General features: G+C 47.9%; 21 protein-coding genes and 1 other RNA gene. 16 read left to right on the top strand and 6 right to left on the bottom strand.

Features of this window, described 5'->3' with window-relative positions; all coding sequences use genetic code 11:
- Positions 1 to 157 precede the first annotated feature (157 nt).
- The 6 genes from LACSTY_RS07315 to LACSTY_RS07290 all read left to right on the top strand — a co-directional run bounded on the left by LACSTY_RS07315 (position 158) and on the right by LACSTY_RS07290 (position 5,057).
- The gene (locus tag LACSTY_RS07315) at positions 158 to 649 is read left to right on the top strand and encodes a cell wall elongation regulator TseB-like domain-containing protein (RefSeq protein ID WP_025012400.1); all 492 of its coding nucleotides are present in this window, start codon (positions 158 to 160) and stop codon (positions 647 to 649) included.
- Positions 650 to 701: 52 nt separating this feature from the next.
- Complete coding sequence (locus tag LACSTY_RS07310; protein ID WP_025012399.1) at positions 702 to 1,877, top strand: pyridoxal phosphate-dependent aminotransferase; 1,176 nt, start codon at positions 702 to 704, stop codon at positions 1,875 to 1,877.
- Between the two features lie 30 nt (positions 1,878 to 1,907).
- Entirely contained in the window at positions 1,908 to 3,206 is a 1,299-nt protein-coding gene (gene asnS / locus LACSTY_RS07305; RefSeq protein WP_087912180.1) for an asparagine--tRNA ligase, read from the top strand.
- Positions 3,207 to 3,260: 54 nt separating this feature from the next.
- A complete protein-coding gene (locus LACSTY_RS07300) occupies positions 3,261 to 3,881 on the top strand; it encodes a DnaD domain-containing protein (RefSeq protein WP_049170398.1) in 621 nt (206 codons plus the stop codon).
- A 61-nt stretch (positions 3,882 to 3,942) separates the two neighbouring features.
- The gene (gene nth / locus LACSTY_RS07295; protein WP_087912179.1) at positions 3,943 to 4,596 is read left to right on the top strand and encodes an endonuclease III; all 654 of its coding nucleotides are present in this window, start codon (positions 3,943 to 3,945) and stop codon (positions 4,594 to 4,596) included.
- Positions 4,593 to 5,057 carry a deoxycytidylate deaminase gene (locus LACSTY_RS07290; RefSeq protein WP_025012395.1) on the top strand — a complete coding sequence of 155 codons (465 nt, stop codon included), beginning with the start codon at positions 4,593 to 4,595 and terminating at the stop codon, positions 5,055 to 5,057. Before nth ends, LACSTY_RS07290 begins: the two co-directional genes overlap by 4 nt.
- Positions 5,058 to 5,243: 186 nt before the next feature.
- Here the strand turns inward: LACSTY_RS07290 and LACSTY_RS07285 are convergent, their stop codons facing one another.
- A complete protein-coding gene (locus tag LACSTY_RS07285) occupies positions 5,244 to 7,556 on the bottom strand; it encodes a PBP1A family penicillin-binding protein (RefSeq protein WP_087912178.1) in 2,313 nt (770 codons plus the stop codon).
- The gene (recU, locus tag LACSTY_RS07280; protein WP_087912177.1) at positions 7,549 to 8,175 is read right to left on the bottom strand and encodes a Holliday junction resolvase RecU; all 627 of its coding nucleotides are present in this window, start codon (positions 8,173 to 8,175) and stop codon (positions 7,549 to 7,551) included. Before recU ends, LACSTY_RS07285 begins: the two co-directional genes overlap by 8 nt.
- Before the next feature lie 66 nt (positions 8,176 to 8,241).
- On the opposite strand from recU, the gene LACSTY_RS07275 reads away from it, so the two are divergent.
- From LACSTY_RS07275 to LACSTY_RS07250, 6 genes are all read left to right on the top strand, one after another.
- On the top strand, positions 8,242 to 8,817 hold the full coding sequence (locus LACSTY_RS07275; RefSeq protein WP_087912176.1) for an SLOG family protein: 576 nt from the start codon (positions 8,242 to 8,244) through the stop codon (positions 8,815 to 8,817).
- Positions 8,818 to 8,872: 55 nt separating this feature from the next.
- On the top strand, positions 8,873 to 9,271 hold the full coding sequence (gene gpsB, locus LACSTY_RS07270) for a cell division regulator GpsB (protein WP_010488257.1): 399 nt from the start codon (positions 8,873 to 8,875) through the stop codon (positions 9,269 to 9,271).
- 12 nt (positions 9,272 to 9,283) lie between these two features.
- Positions 9,284 to 9,649, top strand: an RNA gene (gene rnpB / locus LACSTY_RS07265) — RNase P RNA component class B.
- 649 nt (positions 9,650 to 10,298) lie between these two features.
- The gene (locus tag LACSTY_RS07260) at positions 10,299 to 11,450 is read left to right on the top strand and encodes a THUMP domain-containing class I SAM-dependent RNA methyltransferase (RefSeq protein ID WP_087912175.1); all 1,152 of its coding nucleotides are present in this window, start codon (positions 10,299 to 10,301) and stop codon (positions 11,448 to 11,450) included.
- A 3-nt stretch (positions 11,451 to 11,453) separates the two neighbouring features.
- On the top strand, positions 11,454 to 12,389 hold the full coding sequence (locus tag LACSTY_RS07255; RefSeq protein ID WP_087912174.1) for a phosphoglycerate dehydrogenase: 936 nt from the start codon (positions 11,454 to 11,456) through the stop codon (positions 12,387 to 12,389).
- Positions 12,390 to 12,522: 133 nt separating this feature from the next.
- Positions 12,523 to 12,750, top strand: a complete 228-nt coding sequence (locus LACSTY_RS07250) for a hypothetical protein (RefSeq protein ID WP_025012388.1) — start codon at positions 12,523 to 12,525, stop codon at positions 12,748 to 12,750.
- A gap of 78 nt (positions 12,751 to 12,828) precedes the next feature.
- Here LACSTY_RS07250 and lplA read toward each other — a convergent pair whose 3' ends face one another.
- Positions 12,829 to 13,842 carry a lipoate--protein ligase gene (lplA, locus tag LACSTY_RS07245; protein WP_049170414.1) on the bottom strand — a complete coding sequence of 338 codons (1,014 nt, stop codon included), beginning with the start codon at positions 13,840 to 13,842 and terminating at the stop codon, positions 12,829 to 12,831.
- 353 nt (positions 13,843 to 14,195) lie between these two features.
- Between lplA and LACSTY_RS07240 the strand changes: the two genes are divergently transcribed.
- The gene (locus LACSTY_RS07240) at positions 14,196 to 16,100 is read left to right on the top strand and encodes a M13 family metallopeptidase (RefSeq protein ID WP_087912173.1); all 1,905 of its coding nucleotides are present in this window, start codon (positions 14,196 to 14,198) and stop codon (positions 16,098 to 16,100) included.
- A 236-nt stretch (positions 16,101 to 16,336) separates the two neighbouring features.
- A complete protein-coding gene (locus LACSTY_RS07235; protein WP_087912172.1) occupies positions 16,337 to 17,227 on the top strand; it encodes a LysR family transcriptional regulator in 891 nt (296 codons plus the stop codon).
- A 165-nt stretch (positions 17,228 to 17,392) separates the two neighbouring features.
- Here LACSTY_RS07235 and nrdF read toward each other — a convergent pair whose 3' ends face one another.
- The 3 genes from nrdF to nrdH form a co-directional block, all read right to left on the bottom strand.
- Positions 17,393 to 18,373 carry a class 1b ribonucleoside-diphosphate reductase subunit beta gene (nrdF, locus tag LACSTY_RS07230; protein ID WP_025012384.1) on the bottom strand — a complete coding sequence of 327 codons (981 nt, stop codon included), beginning with the start codon at positions 18,371 to 18,373 and terminating at the stop codon, positions 17,393 to 17,395.
- Positions 18,374 to 18,426: 53 nt separating this feature from the next.
- Entirely contained in the window at positions 18,427 to 20,598 is a 2,172-nt protein-coding gene (nrdE, locus tag LACSTY_RS07225; protein ID WP_087912171.1) for a class 1b ribonucleoside-diphosphate reductase subunit alpha, read from the bottom strand.
- A gap of 69 nt (positions 20,599 to 20,667) precedes the next feature.
- Positions 20,668 to 20,898, bottom strand: coding sequence for a glutaredoxin-like protein NrdH (nrdH, locus tag LACSTY_RS07220; RefSeq protein WP_010488276.1), 231 nt, complete (start codon positions 20,896 to 20,898; stop codon positions 20,668 to 20,670).
- Between the two features lie 318 nt (positions 20,899 to 21,216).
- Between nrdH and LACSTY_RS07215 the strand changes: the two genes are divergently transcribed.
- A complete protein-coding gene (locus LACSTY_RS07215; RefSeq protein WP_087912170.1) occupies positions 21,217 to 22,668 on the top strand; it encodes a helix-turn-helix domain-containing protein in 1,452 nt (483 codons plus the stop codon).
- A 137-nt stretch (positions 22,669 to 22,805) separates the two neighbouring features.
- Entirely contained in the window at positions 22,806 to 23,132 is a 327-nt protein-coding gene (locus tag LACSTY_RS07210; RefSeq protein ID WP_010488279.1) for a hypothetical protein, read from the top strand.
- Positions 23,133 to 23,295 lie beyond the last annotated feature (163 nt).

Raw genomic sequence — 23,295 nt, 5'->3', positions numbered from 1 at the left:
AGTCGGAGTGTAAGTGGCCTTGGTCGCAATGGCCCGGGCTTAGGCCATTGCGACCAAGGTCCTTACACGCAGACTCCTGCGCCGGTGATCGCGTTTCAGCAGCATCGGCCAACCTTATACTTACAACTCACTCACCCAACAAAGGAGGGAACAATCCATGCGGCGTCACCGACGTTTTGATTGGCTCAAATTTTCCTTGATCAGCGGCCTCATCATTCTCATCATCGCGGTTATCGGTATTTATGCCAAAAGTATCTCGCCTTATCAGCAATTACGCAGCCAAGCTGAACGAATTGCCACCAATCGGGCCGACCTGAAAACGATTAACGGCTTTTGGTGGTATAACCGCGATAAAAGCTACCTAAGCGTTGCCGGACGAACGCAAAAAAATAAGTCCGTCTACGTTGTTATTCAGAAAAAAACCGGCAAAGTCGATATTTTAAACCAAAAATCCGGTATCACCCGGCAACAGGCGATCCAACAAGCGACAAGTGATAACAACCCGAAGAAGATTTTAAACGCTTCCTTAGGTAAACGTGGCTCGGAATTCGTTTGGGATATTGGCTATCTGTCAAAGTCTGGTAAACTGAATTACGTGACGTACAGTTTTCGCAGCGGCGAACAGCTGAACGCGATCAAAAATCTATAAATTAGCATGATTCGACATCCTGCGTGGTGTCGACACTGTAGGAGGCGCCCTCGTGCATTTAGCAAAAAGAATCCTCAACGTTGCACCGTCCGCGACATTAGCATTAAGTAATCAGACTAAGGAACTGAAGGCGAAAGGCGCCGATGTGATTGACTTATCGATCGGTCAGCCGGATTTTCCGACCCCTAAAGCCATCGATGACGCGGCAGTTGCTGCCATTCAAGCCGGCAATGCTAGCTTCTATACGGCAGCAACCGGTATTCCGGAATTAAAACAAGCCATCAGCGATCGGATTTTTGCCCAGGATGGGGTCCGCTATCCGGCGCGCCAGATTGTTGCGACTACTGGAGCAAAGTTTGCTTTATACGCCTTATTCCAGATTTATTTAAACCCAGGCGATGAGGTGTTGATTCCGGTTCCGTATTGGGTTTCCTATGAGGAACAGATTAAATTAGCCAGCGGCATCCCACACTTGGTCATGCCAGCAGTTGGCCATAAAGTCAGCGTTGATGATCTTGAAGCTGCGCGAACGGACAAAACGCGCGCGTTGATCATCAATTCGCCGCAAAACCCAAGCGGTGTCGTCTATAATCGCACCGAATTGACCTTAATCGGCAACTGGGCCTTAAAACATCACATTCTGGTAGTCACTGATGATATTTATCGGGATCTGATTTACAATGGCACATCCTATACATCCATGATCAGTATTGATCCTGACATTGCAGATAATACGGTTTTAATTTCAGGCGTTTCCAAATCTTATGCCATGACCGGTTGGCGAATCGGCTATGCGGCGGGTCCGGAAAAGCTCATGCAAGCCATGGCAACCTTCATCAGCCATACCACCTCTAATCCGGCAGCCGTCTCCGAATACGCTGCAGTAGCGGCGCTTACCGGTGACCAGAGCGTTGTCGAAAAGATGCGCCAGGCGTTTGAAGAACGACTCAACCTTTTTTACGATTTGTTGGCCGAAATTCCTGGGTTTGATATGGGCGAAAAACCACAAGGGGCCTTTTACCTTTTCCCGAATATTAAGCGAGCAGCGCAGTTGAGCCATTATGGCACCGTTGATGATTTTATTAGCGCACTGTTGAATGAAACCGGGGTTGCGATTGTTCCTGGGCGCGCCTTTGGGATGCCGGATCATGCGCGCATCAGTTATTGTAAAGATCTTAACAGTCTGCGCGAAGCAGCGCGGCGCATTCAGGAATTTGTCCGGAAATAATTTTATATTTTTAAAGTGGGGAGTTAAGGCATGACCGAAAAGATTCGCATCATTGATGCAAAGGAACATGTAAACGAAGAAGTAAAAATTGGCGCGTGGTTGACTGACAAACGAAGCTCGGGCAAGATTGCCTTTCTTCAGTTACGCGATGGCTCGGCGTATTTTCAAGGCGTTGTTTCTAAAGCCGACGTGTCTGATGAAGTTTTCAAGCTTGCCAAGGAATTGCGCCAAGAGTCCAGCATGTGGATCACCGGCGTCATTCATCAAGACAGCCGAAGTCATTTTGGCTACGAAATTGAAGTTCGCGACATCGAACTTGTCGGCGACTCTGAAGATTATCCGATTACCCCTAAGGAACACGGGATTGAATTTTTACTGGATCACCGCCATCTTTGGTTACGGTCCAAACGGCAATTTGCCATTCAACAAATCCGTAACGAAATGATCCGGGCAACCTTTGAATTCTTCAACAACGAAGGCTTTATCAAAATGGACCCGCCAATTCTGACTGATTCGGCACCCGAAGGAACAACCGAATTGTTCGAGACCGATTACTTTGATAAGAAGGCTTATCTCAGTCAGTCCGGCCAGCTGTATGCCGAAGCAGGTGCTATGGCTTATGGTAAAGTCTTCACTTGCGGTCCTGTGTTCCGGGCGGAAAAGAGCAAGACCCGCCGTCATTTGACCGAGTTTTGGATGATCGAACCAGAAATGGCCTTTTGTCATCAGGAAGAAAGCCTCAAGGTTCAGGAGCGTTATGTTGCTTACTTAGTTCAGGCGGTGTTGGATAACTGCAGTTATCCGTTGCATTTGCTCGGTCGCGATCCTGAAGTCCTCAAACAATACACCAAGCTCCCATACCCCCGCATCAGCTATAAAAAAGCGATCGAAATGCTGCAGGATGCCGGAATGGATGTGAAGTATGGTGATGATTTTGGTTCGCCTGAAGAAACCTACCTGTCTGACCAATTCGATCAGCCGGTGTTTGTTTTGAATTATCCGAAAAACATCAAGCCGTTTTATATGTTGACGGATCCGGATGACCCGCAGCAATATGTCTGTGCCGATATGCTAGCACCTGAAGGCTATGGTGAAATCATTGGCGGTTCCGAACGTGAAACCGATTATGACACGTTAAAGGCTGCCATCGAAAAAGCCGGGCTTGATTTGGATGAATACGAATGGTACCTAGACTTGCGCAAGTATGGATCCGTGCCGCATTCCGGTTTTGGTTTGGGTCTGGAGCGGGCAATTACCTGGATCTGCAAGCTGGATCACTTACGCGAAGCCATCCCATTCCCACGCATGATCAATCGTTTGAAGCCGTAATGGCACGCAAAAGTCGGACGCCAACGCGCCGGCTTTTTTTGGAGGGTCACAAGAATGACTGATTTAAGGACTTACACTGAAGCAGGGCAGTTCAGTGTCTCGAACCTGCTGTTTGACCATTATCCAGCATTGGGACTGACACAGACCGAATTTCTGACGTATCTTTTTTTGGACCAATGGCAATCCGAGCATCATCAGGCACCGGATCTCAAAGCATTAGCCAACCAGATGAATGTCGCACCCAACGCGATTTACACAGCCATTGAAACCTTGATTCAAAAAAAGGCGATCGTGCTGGAAAGCGTTCCTGACAATCAAGGGCGGATGCGTGATTACTATGATCTCAGTCCGCTACTTGCAAAGATTCCGAATAGCGGCCAAACCGCCAGCACGGCGATGACGCAACCAAATGCCGATGCCCAGACAAACGTTTTCAATCAAATCGAAATTGAGTTTGGTCGGCCGCTTTCACCAATTGAGCAGGAAACCATTCGGGACTGGTTGACCACTGATCATTATCTGCCGGAGGTCATTTTATTGGCATTACGCGAGGCAGTTTTGAATTCGGCATACTCATTAAAATATATGGATCGCATTTTGCTAAACTGGGAACGTCGCCATCTCAAAACCGCGCAGCAAGTTCAAGCTGACATCAAGCGGCATCAGGAACTTTAGATTCCCCATCACATTATCATACTTTCATTGAGTAAAACCGGTGAAACTAGGAGGCGCATTCATGACTGACGCAGAGGCTAGGCAATTGTTTAACCAAATCATGGCACTATATCCTGATCCCGAACCGACGTTACACGCGACAAATCCCTTTGAAATTCTGGTAGCGGTGATGCTGTCGGCGCAAACGACAGATGTTGCCGTCAATGCTGTCACCCCGGCATTGTTTGCGGCTTATCCAACTCCGGAAGCAATGGCCGCTGCGCCGGTGACGGATATTGCCGAAAAAATCAGCCGACTCGGGTTGTACCGGACGAAAGCAGCCCACTTAAAGGCATTAAGTGCCATTTTGGTTCAGTCATATGGCGGTAAGGTTCCGGCTGACGCAGCTGATTTGGTTAAGCTGCCAGGGGTCGGCAAGAAAACGGCGACGGTCGTACTTAGCGATGCGTTCGGCATTCCGGGCGTGGCCGTCGATACACATGTCAGTCGGATTGTGAAGGGGTTGGGATTAGTTTCGCCTAAGGCCACACCAGTTCAGATTCAGAAGCGACTGGAAGCATTAATGCCGAAGTCTACCTGGATCAAGTTGCACCGCAGCTTGATTCGTTTTGGTCGCGAGCATTTACGCGCCCGCGACCCAAAAATACCGGCCGGTTCCGAATGGTCATTTTTAGCACAGCATTACGCGCCGCTTAAGGAGGCAGCTAAGCATTGACAGATAAAATTGTGCCATCTAAACGAAAGGTTCACCGTGAAAGTTGGGATCATTATTTTCTCGAACTCGCGCAACAAGTTTCGGAACGGTCAACTTGTGAGCGGGCCACGGTTGGCGCTGTTTTAGTGCAGGAACACCGCATTATTGCCACAGGCTATAATGGCGCCATCAGTGGCGATCCGCATTGTGATGAGGCAGGGCACTTAATGCGTGACGGCCACTGCATTCGCACGATTCACGCAGAGATGAACGCAATTATCCAATGCGCAGCCAACGGTGTCAGTACCCACGGCGCAACCGTTTACGTGAACTTTTTCCCGTGTCTGAATTGCACCAAAGCTTTGATTCAAGCCGGGATTAAGCGCATTGTTTACGCGCACGACTATCGCAATGACCCATATGGTGAGGCGTTGTTAAAACAACATCATTTGGATGTCTTACATTTAGCACCACAAGATTAATGTTACAGAAAAGGTCTCACTGTTTGATGTGTATGCATCAAAGCAGTGGGACCTTTTTACATGAAATGCGAAATTGGACGGACCCAGAATTCGATCAAGTTTCCACGTCAAAAAACTCGACGCCACCGCCAAAACATTTGGCAGTAACGTCGAGCTTTTTAGTATTCAGTCGGCAGTTTAAATGCCTTACTGATTGCCGCCAGAGGAGCCACCACCGCTTGCCGATGAAGGCGTACTATTTGAAGATGAAGATGGCTCTTCTTGTGAAGCCTGCGAGGCACTTGGCGTTGTGACACTCGGTGTGGAAACGCTTGATGCAACACTTTCGGAAACTTCACTGCTTGAGCTTTCATCACTGGCATGAGAAGACGAGGATTCGGAACTCGTGCTTGAAGACGATGACTCAGCGACGGCTTTACGGCTGCTTGGCCCATGACCACGGACGTACAGTTCCTTAGTTGTATTACCTGAGCCGCCAGTAATCGCGGTTCCTGGATTGCTGCCTTTTAGAATGTTGTAGGATTCAACCGTATCTGGTTTGGTCCAGTCGCGATTATCCAGATTCTGTGAGGTATAACTCATCAGCGCTTTGTATATTTTCTGCGAGATCTCCTGCTCAGCATAACTAATGCCATGCGACGTCGGTTTATCGTAGCCTGTCCAAACCGAAATGACCCGATTGCGCGTATATCCGGTGAACCAAGCGTCCTTAGCAATTCCCGTTGCGTTTAACGCCGGATTTTGTTTAAGTTCGGCATCGCTGTAATCGGTGGTCCCGGTTTTGCCGGCCTGGTGAAGTCCGGAAATAGCTGCCGCTGTCCCGGTACCCTTAGTCAAGACACCTTTCAGCATATCCGTAATCATATACGCCGTGCTGGACTTCATCGCACGCGTTCCTTGACTATTAAAGGTCTGTGTGTTGCCGTCAGCACTCACAACCTTGTTGACGTAATACGGTTTGTAATACGTGCCGCCGTTCGCAAACGCGCCATAAGCGCCGGCCTCTTGAACCGTGTTAACCGAAGCACCAATCGCACTTGAAAGATATTGTTCCGAACTTGGCAAATCAATGCCCAAGCCTTTCAGGAACTTCACGGCGTTGGTCATACCAACAGCACTCAAAGTTTTGACCGCCGGAATATTCCGCGATTGTTCCAGTGCCGTCCGCATGGAAATACGGCCTTGATATTTTTTGTCCCAGTCATACAAGGAAATACTGGTTCCCGGATACTGGTAAGGTTCATCCAGCATTTGCTCATACGTGGAATAGTTCAGATATTCAATTGCCGGGCCATAATCCATGAGCGGTTTCATGGTTGACCCATTACTACGGGTGTTTTGCGCCGCGCGGTTATAAGCAAGGCGGACATCGCCGGTTTTACGGCCACCAATCTGTGCCAGCACTTCACCATTATCCGGATCGGTCATGGTAACCCCGGTTTGGAAAGAATCATCAGGGAAGCTCACATAGTCATCGGTATTAACAATGTCATACAACCGGCGCTGAGCACTCATGTCAATATTGGTATAGATATCCAGATTATCAGTATACGGATTTAACCCGGTTTTCTTCTTCACTTCGGCTATCACCTGGGTGAGGTAAGAATCGACAATCTTGTCATTGGTCGTGGTATTAGTTTGCTGCTGTTTCGGCTGCAAGCCATCCGTAATCGGCGTAGCCTTGGCCTTTTTAGCGTCTGCTGCTGTGATCTTCTTGTCCCGCAGCATGGCATCAATAACCGCATTGCGGCGCTGGGTTGCCTTTTGCGGATATTTGTAAGGGTCATAGCCTGCAGGGCTTTGCGGAAGGCCGGCAATAAACGCCGTCTGCGCTAACGTCAGATCTTTGAGCGATTTATTAAAATAAAACTTGGCGCCGGTGCTCATCCCGTACTGACCATAATTCATGAAGACTTTGTTGATGTAGTACTCCAGAATCTGATCCTTACTGTATTTTTGCTGAACCTGCATCGCTAGCCAAGCTTCCTGAGCTTTACGACGTAGGGTTTGGTCAGAAGACTTGGTACTAAAAACAGACAGCTTAATGAGCTGCTGCGTCAAAGTCGAACCACCTTGAAGGCCATCGCTGGTTCCAGTAAGGTTGTTGAAGGCGGCGCCGATGATTCGAACCGGATCAATGCCTAACTTTTCATCGTAAAACCGGCGATCTTCAATCGAAACAACGGCATCTTTCAACCGCTGCGGAATTTCGGAAGCTTTCACGTAATCACGGTTTTCGAGTCCAAGCGTCGTGATCTCGTTTCCGCTGCGATCATAAATGGTGCTGGAACCGCCTGATTCCAACTTCGCCTGGGTGACTTCAGGGGCATCTTTGGCATACCAAGAGAACAGGCCCACGCCTGCAATGAACAGGACAAGCAATCCAAGCAATGTCCACTTGAGAATACGCCGCCACAATTTCTTTGGCGGCTTGGGTCCATTAGTGAGTTTATCTTCGCGGCGTCGCGCCATTCGCGACATGTTCTGATTATCAGCCACGCAAATTACCTACTTTCGTTTCGATCAACCAGTCAACGCCGTCAAGAAACGGCACGACCGGTTGCAACTGCGGATGGAGTTCAAATCCGTGTTGAATGATTTTTGTTAAAGGAATCGACTTACGGCCACCGGTGCTCTGGTGATCCCAGCATGCGATTAATCGGCTTGCCGGAAAAACAAAAAGCCGCTTAATTGTCGCAAATCGAATCACAACAAAACAGATCCCGTTTTGCTTCAAGCAACGCCGAAAATGATCAATCTGGTGCTGATGGAAGTTTTTTAGCGGGAAGCTTGTCTTATTCTTGGTTTCCTTGGCCTCAAAGTCAAGGTAATAACCACGATAAACCCCATTATAATCTGTGGTGGAAGGGGTCTTAAAGTAGGCTTCACGAATCACCGCCTGGCTACGTTTGGGGTAGTCGACTTTTACAATTTGCACAGGCGTCGGCTTTTTATACACGACCGCCTTGTCAACACTGCGATAATACTGATTACTGAGATTAAGTTCTTCTTCTAATGTCATCCCACGCCCGCCATAAATCGTTGGGCGCGAAACGGAACTGGGTGACAATTGCGTCCCGTCTTTGTATGGATTACCATTGGGATAACGAATGGTCATGCGATCACACTCCTGGCGCTATTATACCAATATCAACCGCGTTGGCCTAATATTTGGAGGAAAATCATGGCTGGAAAACGATTATGGATAACCGGATACCGTGCCTATGAACTCAACGTCTTTGGCAATCAGGACCCGAAGCTAAAAGTCCTTAAAACTTCATTAAAAAACACCTTACTTCAGTATCTGGATGAAGGTTTAGACTGGTTGATTACCGGCGGCCAATTAGGCGTTGAGCAGTGGGCAATCGAGGTCGCTTTAACGCTGAAGCCATTGTATTCCGACTTTAAAATTGCGATGATGCTGCCGTTTACGGATTTTGGCTCAAAGTGGAATGAAGCAAATCAGGGACAACTGGCCGCACTACGCCAGCAAGTCGATTTTTCCGATGCGGTTTCGCAGGCACCTTATCAACGGCCCGCGCAGTTACAAGGTTACACACGGTTCATGACCGCACACACGGATGCTGCGGTGATTGTTTACGATCCGGAGTTTCCCGGTAAGCCGCAGTGGGATTACCGCGCTGCCGAAGATATGGCAAACCGGCGTGATTATCCGGTCACGTTGATTACGATGGACGATTTGGAAGACACTGCCCAAGAAATGGCAGAAGCGGAAAATGAGCATTTTCAAAACGATTGAGATATGGTAAGCTTATTGTTAGTCTGGTTCCATGAAAACAATGAGGTGTGTCGGAATGGATAGTAACAAAGAAACAAAATTTAGTATCCAGTACGGACCTAAAGATATTTTGGACAAGAAGTTCAAGAATAAGGTTCGCGGTTATGATCCGGATGAAGTCGACGAATTTTTAGACGGCATCATTCGTGATTATGAAGCTTTTACTAACGAGATTGATCGACTGAAAGAAGAAAATGCAAAGCTGTTTAGTCGGGTCGATGAGCTAACCAAACAGCTGAGTGTTTCCAAGAATGTCAGTGCGCAGACACCGCAAACCAACGCTGCCGCCACAAATTATGATATTCTTAAACGTCTGAGTAATCTGGAGCGTCATGTTTTCGGTTCAAAGCTGTCGGATAGCGGCAGCGCTGATACCCACGATGACAACAGCCATTCCGACGTTGACCAATATTGATGATCACATGTAGATCCTGAGTGATCGCGGTCTGCATCTGCAGGCTGAGGAAAGTCCATGCCCGCACAAGCTGCGATGCTTGTAGTGTTCGTGCTAAGCCCAATAAGCTTAGGGACCGTATCAACGGTTACGGCGACCAACCGCGCTAAGGTTTCGGCTATGCGCCAGTAGGTCTGAAAAGTGCCACAGTGACGAAACGTTCAGGGAAACCTAAACGGTGGAACGGGTAAACCCCGCGAGCGAGTAACCCAAACTTTTGGTAGGGGCGTTTTGCCAAGCAAACTGAAGCGACGGCAATACAGCGGCAACGCTGAGATAGATGATGACTGAAGGAACCTGCGCCTGAACAGGTTCTGGAACAAAACATGGCTTATAGGGATCTACATGCAGGCACAGCTCGGGGAGACTCGGGCTGTTTTTTTGTGAGCGCGAGCCAGCCCGCTTAGAAACCGGAGTGTAAGTGGCCTTGGGCGTGATGGCGGTCTTTGCCATTGCGACCAAGGTCCTTACACGCAGGTTTCTGGGCTGGCGAGCGCGTTATAGAAAGCGAAAGTAAGACCTCCGATAGTCCTCAAATAGAAAGATCTTAAGTTAGCAGGTTTTTGGCCATTGCGCTCGAGGTCCTTACACGCAGATTTCTGCGACTGTGAGCGCGTTATAGAAAGCGAAAGTTAGACTAATACTTGCCCACAATAGAAATCTCCTGTTTACACGGTCTTTACCATTGCGACCAAGGTCCTTACACGCAAGCTTCTGCGCTGGCGAGCGAGTTATAGAAAGCGCAAGTCAGACTAATACTTGCCCACAATAGAAATCTCCTAGTTAACGCGAGCTTTGCCATCACGCCAAAGGCTCTTACACGCCGGTAAACGCGTTACAGAATGCAAAACTCAATCGCCTATCCTCGCCTATCCCGTCACCAACAATTCCCCCACCTTAAAATCCAACATCGCCAACCCCGCCAAAAAAAGTTAAACTAAACCTGAACACCATTCTTTAAACCGGCATTTTGAAAGGAAATCACGTCATGACATATCAACTCGTCGCAACCATGGCAGCAGGACTTGAAGCTGTTACGACCAAGGAACTAAAAGCACTGGGCATTGAGACCCGAACCGAAAATGGCAAAGTGTATTTTCAAGGCGATGATCAAACCATTGCCTTAACCAACGTCTGGTTGCGTAGTGCCGATCGAATCAAAATCGTGGTCGGTCAGTTTAAGGCGCGCACTTTCGATGAATTGTTTGAAGGCGTCAAAGCATTGCCGTGGGATCAGTATTTGCCACTGGATGCGGCGTTCCCGGTTGAAGGCCGGGCGGTTCGCTCACAGCTGCATTCTGAGCCTGACGCGCAAGCCATTACCAAAAAGGCGATTGTCGAGAAAATGTCGGCCGTTTACCACCGCACCACCCGTTTACCCGAAACCGGAGCTAAGTATCCGCTTGAAGTTTCGATTTTAAAAGATGTGGCAACACTGACGCTGGATACAACCGGTCCCAGCTTATTTAAACGCGGCTATCGGATTGCCAAAGGGGAGGCACCGCTGAAAGAAAACTTTGCTGCGGCACTGGTTTTGCTCACCAACTGGCATCCTGATATGCCGTTCGTCGACCCCACAACTGGTTCCGGAACCATCGCGATTGAAGCGGCTTTGATTGGCCATCATTTGGCGCCTGGCTTACAACGACACTTCGCATTTGAAAACTTCGGCTTTTTTGATCAAAACGTGTTGCAGACTACCAAAGATCAGGCTATGGATCAGGCAGACTTTGACCGAGAACTTGATATTCAGGCGAGTGACATTAACGGTGACATGATTGACATGGCCAAGTTAAACGCCCAGCAAGCAGGTTTACTTCATAGCATTCAGTTTAAACAATTAGCGGTTAAAGATTTCACGACCACTAAAGAAAATGGCGTCATAGTGGCTAATCCGCCTTATGGCCAACGTCTAAGCGATCAAGCGGCCGTTCGCCAGCTATATGCGGAAATGGGTCGGGCTTTTGCGCCTTTGACCACCTGGAGCAAATACATTCTAACGAGCGACATGGGCTTTGAGAAAGCCTATGGCAGTAAAGCGACCAAACGCCGCAAACTTTACAATGGCACAATCCGAACCGATCTTTTCCAATATTGGGGTAAACCCAATTGGCACCATCACAACAGAAAAGAGGGATGAATCGTGAAGATTCTAAATAGCTTTAGTCTTGAACCGGCGCAACGGCAGGCATTGGAAAAAGCCGGGCATACCGTGATCGAAGAAGACCAACTGGACGCAACGACCGTCCAGCAAATCGATGTCATTTACGGCTGGCATGCGGCCTCAGCAACGGTTAATTATGACCATCTGCAGTTTGTCCAGGCAATGTCCGCTGGTGTTGACTATTTACCGCTCGCTGATTTTGCCAAGCATCACGTCTTACTGGCCAATACCAGCGGCATTCACGCAGAACCGATCGCTGAATATGTGCTCGGCGCTTTGTTCACCATCAGTCGTGGCATCCTACCGGCGATTCGCGCAGGGCGCCATATGTGGACATTGCGTCAGGAACGGCCGCCAATGACGCTACTGAAGGGGTTAACGGTGGTTATTTTCGGAACCGGCCATATTGGCTCGACGATTGCCTCCAAGTTGCAAGCGCTAGGATTGCATACGATTGGTGTCAGTGCCCATGGTCGGCCTGCAGCTGGCTTTGAGGATGTCGTGACCGATGCTGAGACAAAGCGGGTGATTCGAACGGCTGACATTGTGATTAACGCACTGCCGCTCACGCCTGCTACCAGACATTTTTACAACGAAGAATTCTTTGCTGCTCTCGATCGGCAGCCAATTTTCGTTAACATCGGGCGCGGGGCGTCCGTTGAAACAGCGGCACTCGTTCAAGCGCTGCAATCCCAGCAGTTGCGTGCCGCTGTCCTTGACGTGGTCGATCCCGAGCCATTGCCACAAACCTCGCCGCTTTGGGACATGGATCAGGTTTTGTTGACGCCGCACATTTCCGGCACGGTTCCTCATTTGCGCGACCAAGTTTTTAAAATTTTTAATGAAAACCTCCAAGCCTTGGTATCACGCGGTCAGTTAGCGAGTCACCAAGTCGATCTGAGCCGAGGTTACTGAAATTTAGTCCGGCAACCGTTATACTGAACTCGTAAACGTTTTCAGTTACTGTATTGCCCGGCAAACCGACAATACGCGTTGAAACAGTTGCCGCCAGCATTTCAGACGGCATGAAGATGAAGGAGGAATTCTTATGGCACAACGCCCGGAAGAAATTACCAACTTGCTTCAAGATGCTTTACACTCACAGCACGAGGTTGCGATCGATACGATCGATCGCCGCTGCCTAAAAGGCCGTGTCGTCGACATTAAGGCGGCAAAAGTTAAGCCGTACAACGAACGCGGCGTCATTACGGTAGCAACTGGGCGAGGAGCTAAACGAATTCAGGCGTACGCCATTAGCCAAATTAAATATAATTAACGCTTCTAAGAAGACGTAGATAAAGGGGCAGCCGGTAAAATGGCTGCCCCTTTTTGGAAATATTGAACTGATTAATGCTTAAGGTACCAGCAAGTTGATCACGTCATCTTTAGGAATATTGGTGAAGTAATCATTGGTGTTAATGCCATCCAGCGTCTCCTTAACTGCCTGAGACGTATACGGCTTGTCTTTCAACGCAGCAGCGACGTCAGCAACATCTTGTGGTCCAAAGAAGTCACCGTAGAATTTAACGTTTGCGATTTTGCCGTCTTTAATATCAAAGCGGGCATCGATTGTACCGTAATCGAAATGCTTACGCTTCTTGGTAGTGAATTCCGGACTGTGGCCATAAACCCAGTCCCAATTGTTGTAAACGTCGTCATAAATCTTCTTGATTTCGACTTGGTCAGCGTCAGTAACGTGATATTCCTTGTCTTTAATCTCAGCAACATCATCCACACCGAACAAACGCGTTAACAAGATATCCCGAAATTCTGGAAGCGTCATATCCTGATACTTTTTGTCCAAGTAAGGGCGCAGGTTGGTGACCCGACTCTTAACGGACTTAATACCTTTACTCTTAATCTTGTCTTCCGGTACGTTGAGGACCTTTGGAATGACACTCATGTCCACATCCAGCATTAAAGTACCATGAGAGAACGTCTTGCCGTTGCGGGTGTACATCGCACTGCCAGAGAACTTCTTGCCGTCAACCAGCATATCGTTGCGGCCGGAAACCTCGGCGCTCGTGGCACCCAACGTGTGAATCGCATCCACAATCGGCTGAGTGAAGGACTTGAAGTCGCCGAATTCTTCAGAATCACTATCGACCACAAACGAGAAGCACAGGTTGCCCAAATCATGGTAAACCGCACCGCCGCCTGATAGCCGCCGCGTGACAACAATATTGTGTTCCTCAACATACTTCTGATTCAATTCTTCCAGTGTATTCTGGTTGCGCCCGACAATCACACTCGGCTTTTCATAATAAAAAAGCAACAATGGCTCATCGAACTGTTTGGCGTTCATCAAATACTGCTCCGTCGCCAAATTCTCGCGAATATCGTGGGACTTCATAATGACATAGTACATCTATGGGTTTCCTCCTTGTGAGCGTGAACCGGCGCGGTTAGAAACCGAAAGGCCGGTTCAACATCCGATCTTGTGGCACTCAACGAAGATTGTTAAGCGCCATTTGGTACATGCTCTATTTTAACGAGTTAATCATTAAAAAGAAAGCGATTTCGATTGTAAACAATTCATTAGTTCGAATGGTATCGATTCCATAAAATATTTTTATATACTGGCGAGTTGAACATTTTTTATTGATCATCCGTTTCCGCTTTTTGTTGACAACGCCGGCCGTTCAGCTGATTCCTCGTGCAACTAAATGAGAAATGCGTTAAGATTGTCATATATCGTTTTATTATGAAAGGAGCTTTTGAATGACGAGTAAAGTGCGCTACCAAGATGATCTATACCGAGCAGTAAATGGGGCGTGGATGGATCAAGCAGTCATTCCTGATGACAAAAGCAGTACCGGCGGCTTTCAGGATTTAGCCGACGAAGTAGAAGAAAAAATGATGGCTGACTTTGCAGCTGTTGCCGATGGTTCAAAAGAAGCACCGGACAAATATTTTGCGCAGGCAGTCACGCTTTATCAGCAAGCCAAGGATTTTAAGACGCGTGACGCTGCCGGCTTTGCACCGGCTTTACCAACGTTGCACCAAGTTGTCGCCATCAAAGATTTGGCTGACTACAATCAACGTGCTGCCGAATTACTGCAACAACAGCTCATTGATCCGCCGTTCAACGTCTTCGTCGATGCCGATATGAAAGATACCAGCAAAAATGTGATTAATCTCATGGGACCCAAGACCATTTTGCCGGATACTTCCTATTACGCCAAAGACAATCAAAACGGCGCCCAACTACTTGCGATCTTCAAGGACATGATGAGCAAGCTATTGGCATACACCGATCTTGATGAAGCGGCGCAAAAGTCAACCTTGGCTGGCGCGCTTGCTTTTGATGCCGAAATTGCTAAACACGTCAAAAGTTCCGAAGAGTGGGCAGATTATCCAAAAGCTTACAATCCAATGCCGACAACCACTGTCGTTGAAAAGCTCAAACCGTTTGATTTTGAAAACTTCCTTAAGGCAATTTTCAAAACGGTTCCGGATACCATTGTTGTCGCAGATCCGCGCTTTTTGGATGAATTCGGTCAGTTATTCAATGAAGCCAATTTTGCGAACTACCGCGACTGGCTTTATGTATTAAGTCTCGATAGTGTTGCAGGTTTCTTGAGCGAACCGCTGCGACAATTAGGCGGCACCTATAATCGCGCATTATCCGGGGCACCGAAATCACCGGATCAGGTTAAGCATGCTTATCGGGTAGCCAATGCCTATTTCAGTGAGCCAATCGGTATTTACTATGGCCGCACTTATTTTGGCGAAAAGGCGAAAGCCGATGTAACCCAGTTGGTGGAAAAAATGATTGCCACATACAAACAGCGCTTGGCCAATTCTGACTGGCTCTCACAACCAACCAAAGATAAAGCCATCCTTAAGCTGGATAAGATGGTACTCAAAATGGGCTATCCGGACAAGCCTGAAGCCATTTATGATTTACTGCACGTTGACCCGGAAAAGTCTTTACTTGAAAACTTAAAAGCCATGCAAATTGTTCAGCAACAATACAATTACGATAAGCTGGGCAAGCCGGTTGATCGCAGTGTCTGGAACATGCCGGGCCATTTGGTCAATGCCAGTTACGACCCGTCAAAAAATGACATCACCTTCCCAGCAGCGATCCTGCAGGCGCCATTTTATTCATTGAAGCAGACCGCCTCAGAAAACCTTGGTGGCATCGGCGCCGTTATCGCTCACGAAATTTCGCATGGGTTCGATAATAACGGGGCACAGTTTGACGAATTCGGTAATATGGTCAACTGGTGGCAAAAAGCAGACTATGCGCACTTTAATGAGCTAACCAAAGCCATGATTGACGAATTTGATGGTCTCGAAACCGAAGCAGGCAAAGTTAACGGTAAACTCGTTGTGTCGGAAAATATCGCCGACGCCGGTGGTTTGGCGGCAGCTTTGGATACTGCCAAACGCGAGCCGGATGCCGATCTGCGTGCATTTTTCATTAACTGGGCGCGTATCTGGCGCTCCAAGTCCCGCCTAGAACGGGCAAAAATGTTGCTGGCTGTCGATGTTCATGCCCCGCATGAGCTGCGTGCCAATATCCAGCCACGTAATCTGGATGACTGGTACACGACCTTTGATGTTCAACCAGGCGACGGCATGTATCTGCCGCCGGAAAAACGCGTTCAAATTTGGTAATCCCATTAGCATCGACTCAGTGAGTCGATGCTTTTTTAGAAGAATGGGCTAAACAAAGCACCACGAAATGCTGATAACCAGAAGTGAATGCATTGAAGCATCATCTTCCGAGCTGCGGATTTAAACCACAGTTGAGCAAAGGCGTGTGAAAGGGAATACAAAGTGGTCTTGATAGGTTATAATAATTATAGGAAAGAATCTGCGATAATCAGAACTGATAGGAAGTAGGGGAGCTTATGGAACTGCAGACGTTGCGTAACTTTATTGAAATTGCCGACCATGGCAGTATTACGGCTGCTGCCAGAACATTAGGTATTTCCCAGCCGGGGTTATCGCGGCAATTAAAAGATCTGGAAAAAGAACTGGGCGTTAAACTGCTGATCAGGGGGAATCGACGAGTCACCTTGACGGAAGATGGCACCTACTTATTGAACCGGGCCCGCGAGTTAACCGCCATCGCCGAACGCACCAAAAATAATTTGCAAGGCAAACATACACTGGGTGGTGATCTTTACATTGGTGCCAGCGAAACCAGTGGCAAGCGCCTGATGTTGCAGGTTGCCCAATCACTCCGGCTGCAGTACCCCAGTCTACATGTCCATGTGACTTATGGTTCCGATGAAAGTCTGATTGCTAATCTTGAAGCAGGCATGTACGATTTTATTCTACGTCCAGGCAAGGAACAGACTCAGTACGAAAGCCTGCCGCTACCGATTCGCGATGCCTGGGGCGTTTTGATGACCACAGATGATCCCTTAACCGATAACCTTCTGATCACGCCAAACGATCTCAACGATAGCGAGCTGATTCTGCCGCGAGCCACGCATACTCGCAATGCCTTTGAACACTGGTTAGGACAGGGACTCGACCCGGCTTTCATCGTTGGCACCTACGATTTGACCGCTGATGCTTTAGGTATGACCGCAGTCGGATTAGGGCGCGCGCTATGTCTCGAATATCTGGCGACGCAAACATCGAACACTTCCTTAACTTTCCGTCCTTTAGCTCCGGCATTAGCCGATCCGATTGCGTTAGTGTGGAAAAGAGACCGCGAACTTTCACGCATCGCCCAACGCTTCTTAAGCCTCGTTCATGAAACGATCAGCCGGCAAAAAGCAGAAAGTTAGACCGAAAGGAAAAGCGGCTCTCGCACGATCATCCAAAATGGGTTATTCTCGCCAGTCTGACTTAAAAAGTGAATATCAAAAACCGGCTCCAGATACGGATCGCATAACCTGCGACGCATCTGGAGCCGGTTTTTTAATTTTTCAACACATTCATTTCCGAAAGCCTTACTTATCGTGGCCTTCGTCTTCGGTTGAAAATGTATAGTCGTCATCCTGCATGGCTTCAACCTGTCCCAGTCGATAACCATTACCAACTTGGGAGAAGAAGTCGTGGTTGGCTGTTGACGTCGAAATGCCGTTCATAACAATCGGGTTCACATCGTCAGCCGTATCTGGAAAGGCGGTTTCCTGGCCCAGATTCATGAGCGCTTTGTTGGCGTTGTAACGCAGGAAAGTCAAAACCTCGTCCGTCCACTTGGTTTTAGCATACAAATCATTCGTATACTTTTCTTCATTTTCGTACAGATCGTAAAGTAAATCGTACATCCAGTCCTGCAACTTTTGCTGCTCGGCTTCTGGTAATTCATTGAAGCCTAATTGGAACTTGTAGCCGATGTACGTGCCATGGACACTTTCATCCCGAATGATCAGCTTGATGATCTCCGCCACATTGGTCAGCTTGTTGTTGCCTAAATAATAGAGTGGGGTAAAGAAGCCTGAATAGAACAGGAAGGTTTCCAAAAAGACGCTGGCGATTTTCTTTTGCAACGCCGAACCATTGTGGTAAATATCGTTGATCTTGTTGGCTTTGTACTGAAGATGTTCATTATGATTCGTCCAGTCGAAGATTTCATCAATTTCAGCAGGGGTGTTCAGCGTTGAGAAAATCGACGAATAACTCTTGGCATGAACACTTTCCATGAATTGAATGTTGTTCAAGACCGCTGTTTCCTGCTGTGTACGGATATTCTGCCGCAAACTTGCCATGCCGTCTTGACTCTGCAAGGTATCCAGCAGCGTCAGCCCGCCAAAAACATGCCCGACAACCCACTGTTCATCAGGACTCAGTGAGCGCCAATCGTCTAAATCATTGGACAAAGGGATCCGGGTATCCAGCCAAAATTGTTCCGTCAACTTTTCCCAAGTCGCCTTATCGACTTCATCTTCAATCGCATTCCAGTTAATCGCAATATATTGTTTTGCCATATTCCTCGCTCCTTGTATGTAAAAACAGGGGAGATCCCCCTGTTAAAAGATAATCAAATTGAGCAACTTTCACAAGCATTGCTGCCGATTTCTTCCTGGTCATCGGTGTAAGTCCGGATGTAGTAAATCGACTTCAGACCTTTGTGATGTGCGTAGTTCCGCAAAATATTCAAATCACGCGTCGTCATCTTGTCGGTTCGGCCGTCTTTCCACGGATAAAGGCCAGCAGGAATGGTACTACGCATGAACAAGGTCATCGCCATCCCTTGATCAACGTGCTGTTGGGCAGCGGCATAAACATCAATGACTTTACGCATGTCGATGTCGTAGGCACTTTGATAGTAAGGCATGGTGTCATTCGACAAACCGGGTGCCGGGTAATAAATCGTACCGATTTTCTTCTCTTGACGATCCTCAATCCGGTTAACAATCGGCTGCAAGGAGGCACTGGTATCGTTAATATAGCTGATCGAGCCATTAGGGGCCACAGCCATCCGGTTTTGATGATACAAGCCGTCCTTCATCACACTCTCTTTGAGTGCTTCCCAGTCCGCCTGGGTCGGAATGTGAACATCCTTAAACAAATCACGCACCTTGTCGTACTTAGGTGCCCATGATTGTTGGATATACTTGTCAAAATAACTGCCATCAGCGTATTTACTGTTTTCAAAATTATGGAAGGACTCGCCACGTTCTTTAGCAATCTTGTTGGATGCCTTCAACGTGTAATAATTCAGCAACAAGAAATAGATGTTGGTGAAATCAAGACTTTCCGGTGAACCATAATACATATGGTTCTTAGCAAAGTACGTGTGCAAGCCCATCGCACCAAGGCCGATGCTGTGCGCCATGTGATTACCGTGCTGAACAGATGGCACAACGTCGATATTGCTGTGATCGGTGACATAGGTCAATGCCCGAACCATGGCTTCAACGCTGTGACCAAAATCGCGACTATGCATCAAATTAGGAATATTCGTGCTGCCCAGGTTGCAGGAAACATCTGTCCCTAAGACTTCATATTCCTGTTTGTTGTTGAGCTTGGACGGTACCTGCACCTGCATGATTTCCGAGCACAGGTTGCTCATGATGATTTTGCCATCGATCGGGCTCGCATTGTTGGCAGTGTCGATGTTGATGATGTAAGGATAGCCGGATTCCTGCTGCAATTTGGAAATTTCATTTTCCAGATCGCGGGCCTTGATCTTGTATTTCTTAATGTCCGGATTGGCCACCATGTTGTCGTATTCCTTGGTAATGTCCACATACGAAAATGGCTTGCCATAAGCCCGTTCAACCGAATAAGGGGAGAACAGATACATATCGGCGTTGTCCTTAATAAGCTCGTAATACTTATCAGGGACAATCACGCCGAGGCTAAGGGTCTTCACCCGATACTTTTCATCCGCATTTTCCTTCTTGGCACCCAGGAAACTGATGATATCAGGATGGAAGACATTCAAATAAACCACACCGGCACCTTGACGTTGGCCCAGTTGATTGCTGTAGGAAAAAGAATCTTCCAACAACTTCATGACCGGCAATACGCCACTTGCAGCACCGTCAATGCCTTTGATTGGCGCACCGGCTTCACGCAGATTCGACAGCGTCAGGCCAACCCCGCCACCAATTCGTGACAACTCAAGGGCAGAGTTAATCGCGCGGCCAATCGAATTCATATCATCGGTAATTTGCAGTAGAAAACAGGATACCAGTTCACCGCGGCGTTGCCGACCAGCGTTCAGGAATGATGGGGTAGCCGGCTGATACCGCTGATGGATCATTTCATCCGCTAAGTCAACCGCTAGCTGCTCATTACCATCCGCAAAGAAGAGGGCATTGGCAAACACCCGATCTTTGTAATCTTCAAGATACTGAGTGCCATCGTCGGTCTTTAACGCATACTGAGCGTAATACTTATAGGCCGCCATGAAGGACTTAAACTGAAAATGCTGGGCCGTCAGAAATTGATCCAGCTTTTCCAGGAAGGCCGGCTGATACTTTTTTAAAAAGTCGGCTTCATAATAGTGATGGTCAACCAAATACTTCAAGCGCTCTTGTAGCGACGAAAACTTCATCGTATTTGGCGCCACATTTTCAGTCAAAAAGGCTTGTAAGGCTTCCTTGTCCTTATTGAGCGGAATTTGGTCGTTAACGGGAATATTGATCTCGTTGTTAAGGGCGTAATAAGTAACCTCGTCCGGACTGATTGTTTTTAATGACATGCTAATCCCTGCTTTCACTGCAATTTATCTTCATTCGGTTAAGTTCGATGCGATAAAAAAACTGGCTGTTCAGACAGCCAGTTGCTTCAAGGCATCCGGTCGAAACCCGGAGAATGAATCAAGCCCATCTGCTTCAAGAACAGGAACCTGCTGGAATCCCTTTTTCTTTAAGTAATCGATGTATTCAGGTTCCTCGTTGATGTTGTGTTCCGTAAATGGAATCTTGTGGGTATCGAGGTAGCGCTTTGTCATCCGGCATTGTGGACAGCCATTGCGCGTGAACAGTGTGATGTTACGCATAGGTATCATCCTTTCTTGTTATCTTATGTAGTTTAGAATACTCAATATTGGGGTGCATGTCAATGAAAAACACCATATCTTGGGGCTAATTTTTTTGATGCCCCAAAGCATATGGTGTCGACTTGATTTTCGCTTACTTTTAGTATAGCAAGAATGCATGTCAGACGCCAGTGCTAATCAATCATAGACTGACTTAAAGTGGCGAAAGCCTGTCCGCTAAGGAAACAGGCGTCTGAGACAAGTACACAAGCATCATTTATCCGGTTGCCGATCTTCTTTGCTATACTATAGCAAAAATTTGGAAAGGGAGTCGTCACCATGGCGTTTGAAGAATTGTTCCTAGACCGCGAAGAACGCGAGCGGTTGGCGCTTTATGGCGATTTGCGAGACGCGCCTAATCGGCAAATGAATATTGCAACGGCAGCGATGGCCCGCGGCGAGAGCTACCGGCAACTGCGACGGCAAATGGCGAAGGTCGCCGAGGATTTACATGCAATTGATCCTGATGCACCACCTTTATTACGTAGAGGGGATGGCAATATGACGGCACCGCCTCCGATTAGTCGCGTTCGTTACCGGATCTTTTTGTTTCGCCGATCGCTTCCGGGAAAACTCTTGGTCAAAACATTGATGCAACCTGATTTAACGTTGCCCATGTTATTAGAAGAAACCGGTTTCTCACGAGCAGCTTTTTTCCGACGGATTTCCGCATTACGCGGGTACTTGCGCCAAAAAGAGGTCACCATTAATCTCACGCCTTTGGCACTTGCCGGCGCAGAGCCGCGAATTCGCCAAGTTTATCGCCAATTATTGTGGCAGCTAGTCGACACCCAGGATCCACTGTTTGCCACGATGATGCCGCAGTCCCGCCAGCTGGTTCAGTCTTTGCAGGCAGCCGGTTTGATTCGACCGGACTTCTCCGTCAAGCAACTTCAATTTTCGGCCAACATTAATCTGTATCGACTGCAGGCGAATCATTCAATCAGCAACACCCTGAATTTCGCGGCATTACAACCTCGCCCAGTGTTGCCTGAGGAGCTGCCAGATGTCTTGGCACATTTACCCCGTGAAGTGGCGGAAGCCGAAATCCTTTATTTGTATCTCGGGCAGTGGCGGATTCCGCGTTTCCACACTGAACAACAATTCGACGCTGCCGGATTTGTCGGTTACCATGTTGCCCACAATACCTCGGCGTGGCAGACCGTCGAAAAAATCCGCACCGAATTCAGTCGGCATCTAATCGGTATTTCACCAGCAGTTTCCAAAGATCTGGCCTTAGCCGGCAATTTATTGAAAATTCTGATCAGTGAACGGATTTTTCCTGATGGCGCGTATATCGACTTAGCGAAAACCGCCGGCCCAATGCGGCCGCTTTTTCCACGTCTTGGCAAGGCGATTGAAGCCTTTTTTGCTCGAGAAGAACCGGATGAGAGAGTCCGTTCAGAGATCATTGACGGCTTCTATCAATTGCTTTGGCCGTTCATGACCGAAAGTGCGGTTGCCAATAAGCTAAAAGTAGCGCTTGATCCACTGATGCCCCAGCCTTTATACGAAACCGTGCGGCTGAATCTTGTGCATCCCGCATACATTCGCCTAGTTACCATTAACCAACATCCCGATTTCGTGATTTCCGCGCATACTTTGGCTGCAAGCGAGGAATCCATTGTACCTGATACCCCGGTCTTTTATCTAGACAGTGAGCGCTTTGAAAGCTGGTCTGCGCTTTATCAAGTATTATTTCGACGCTCACGCCAGCAGTTTCATCTCTGAAAAATGGGCAGGCATCACCGACGCAAACTTTAATAGATTAGTAAAAACGCTGTTACCGATGCTTTTGGTAAAATAGGCGGCGTTGATGAAAATCCGGCGTAGGTGCATACTAAAAGTATTAGGAGATGACTGCGAACATGAAACGTGACAAGAAAGCAGACGAGGCCGCTGTCGTTGATATGAATGACACGCTGATGGACTATGCCCATAAACGCCAGCCACATGTCGAAGATCTGGCTGAAGAATTAGCTAACCGCGCTAAAGATGATCTGAATGCCATTGATGCCTACCTAAAAGATGGGGGCGAGGCCCGCAAAGAATATCAGGCTATTGCGGAAGGTTACCTGCGCGACAAATATAACCTGGAAGGCGACGAGTTAACGACTGCCCGTGACACACTTGTCCAAGCTGCCATCCACTATCTTCTCGGCCACACCAAGGCACTAGACGATTGGCAACGGTAATTAGCCGACTCGTCAAGTCTTCTCAAGTGCTATTCTGGCGATCAGCCAAACACCTATGCTTATTCTGAAAAATACCATATTTTAAACCGCAAAAACGCCGCCTCAACACACCATGCTGAAGCGGCGTTTTTGTGACAACATTGTTCAATTTTTGATGACTTAC

The organism is Lacticaseibacillus styriensis, from assembly GCF_030770295.1.
Lineage (GTDB): Bacteria > Bacillota > Bacilli > Lactobacillales > Lactobacillaceae > Lacticaseibacillus > Lacticaseibacillus casei.
Note: the sequence above shows the minus strand (reverse complement) of the source record. Positions and strands in the feature narration are given on the sequence as shown.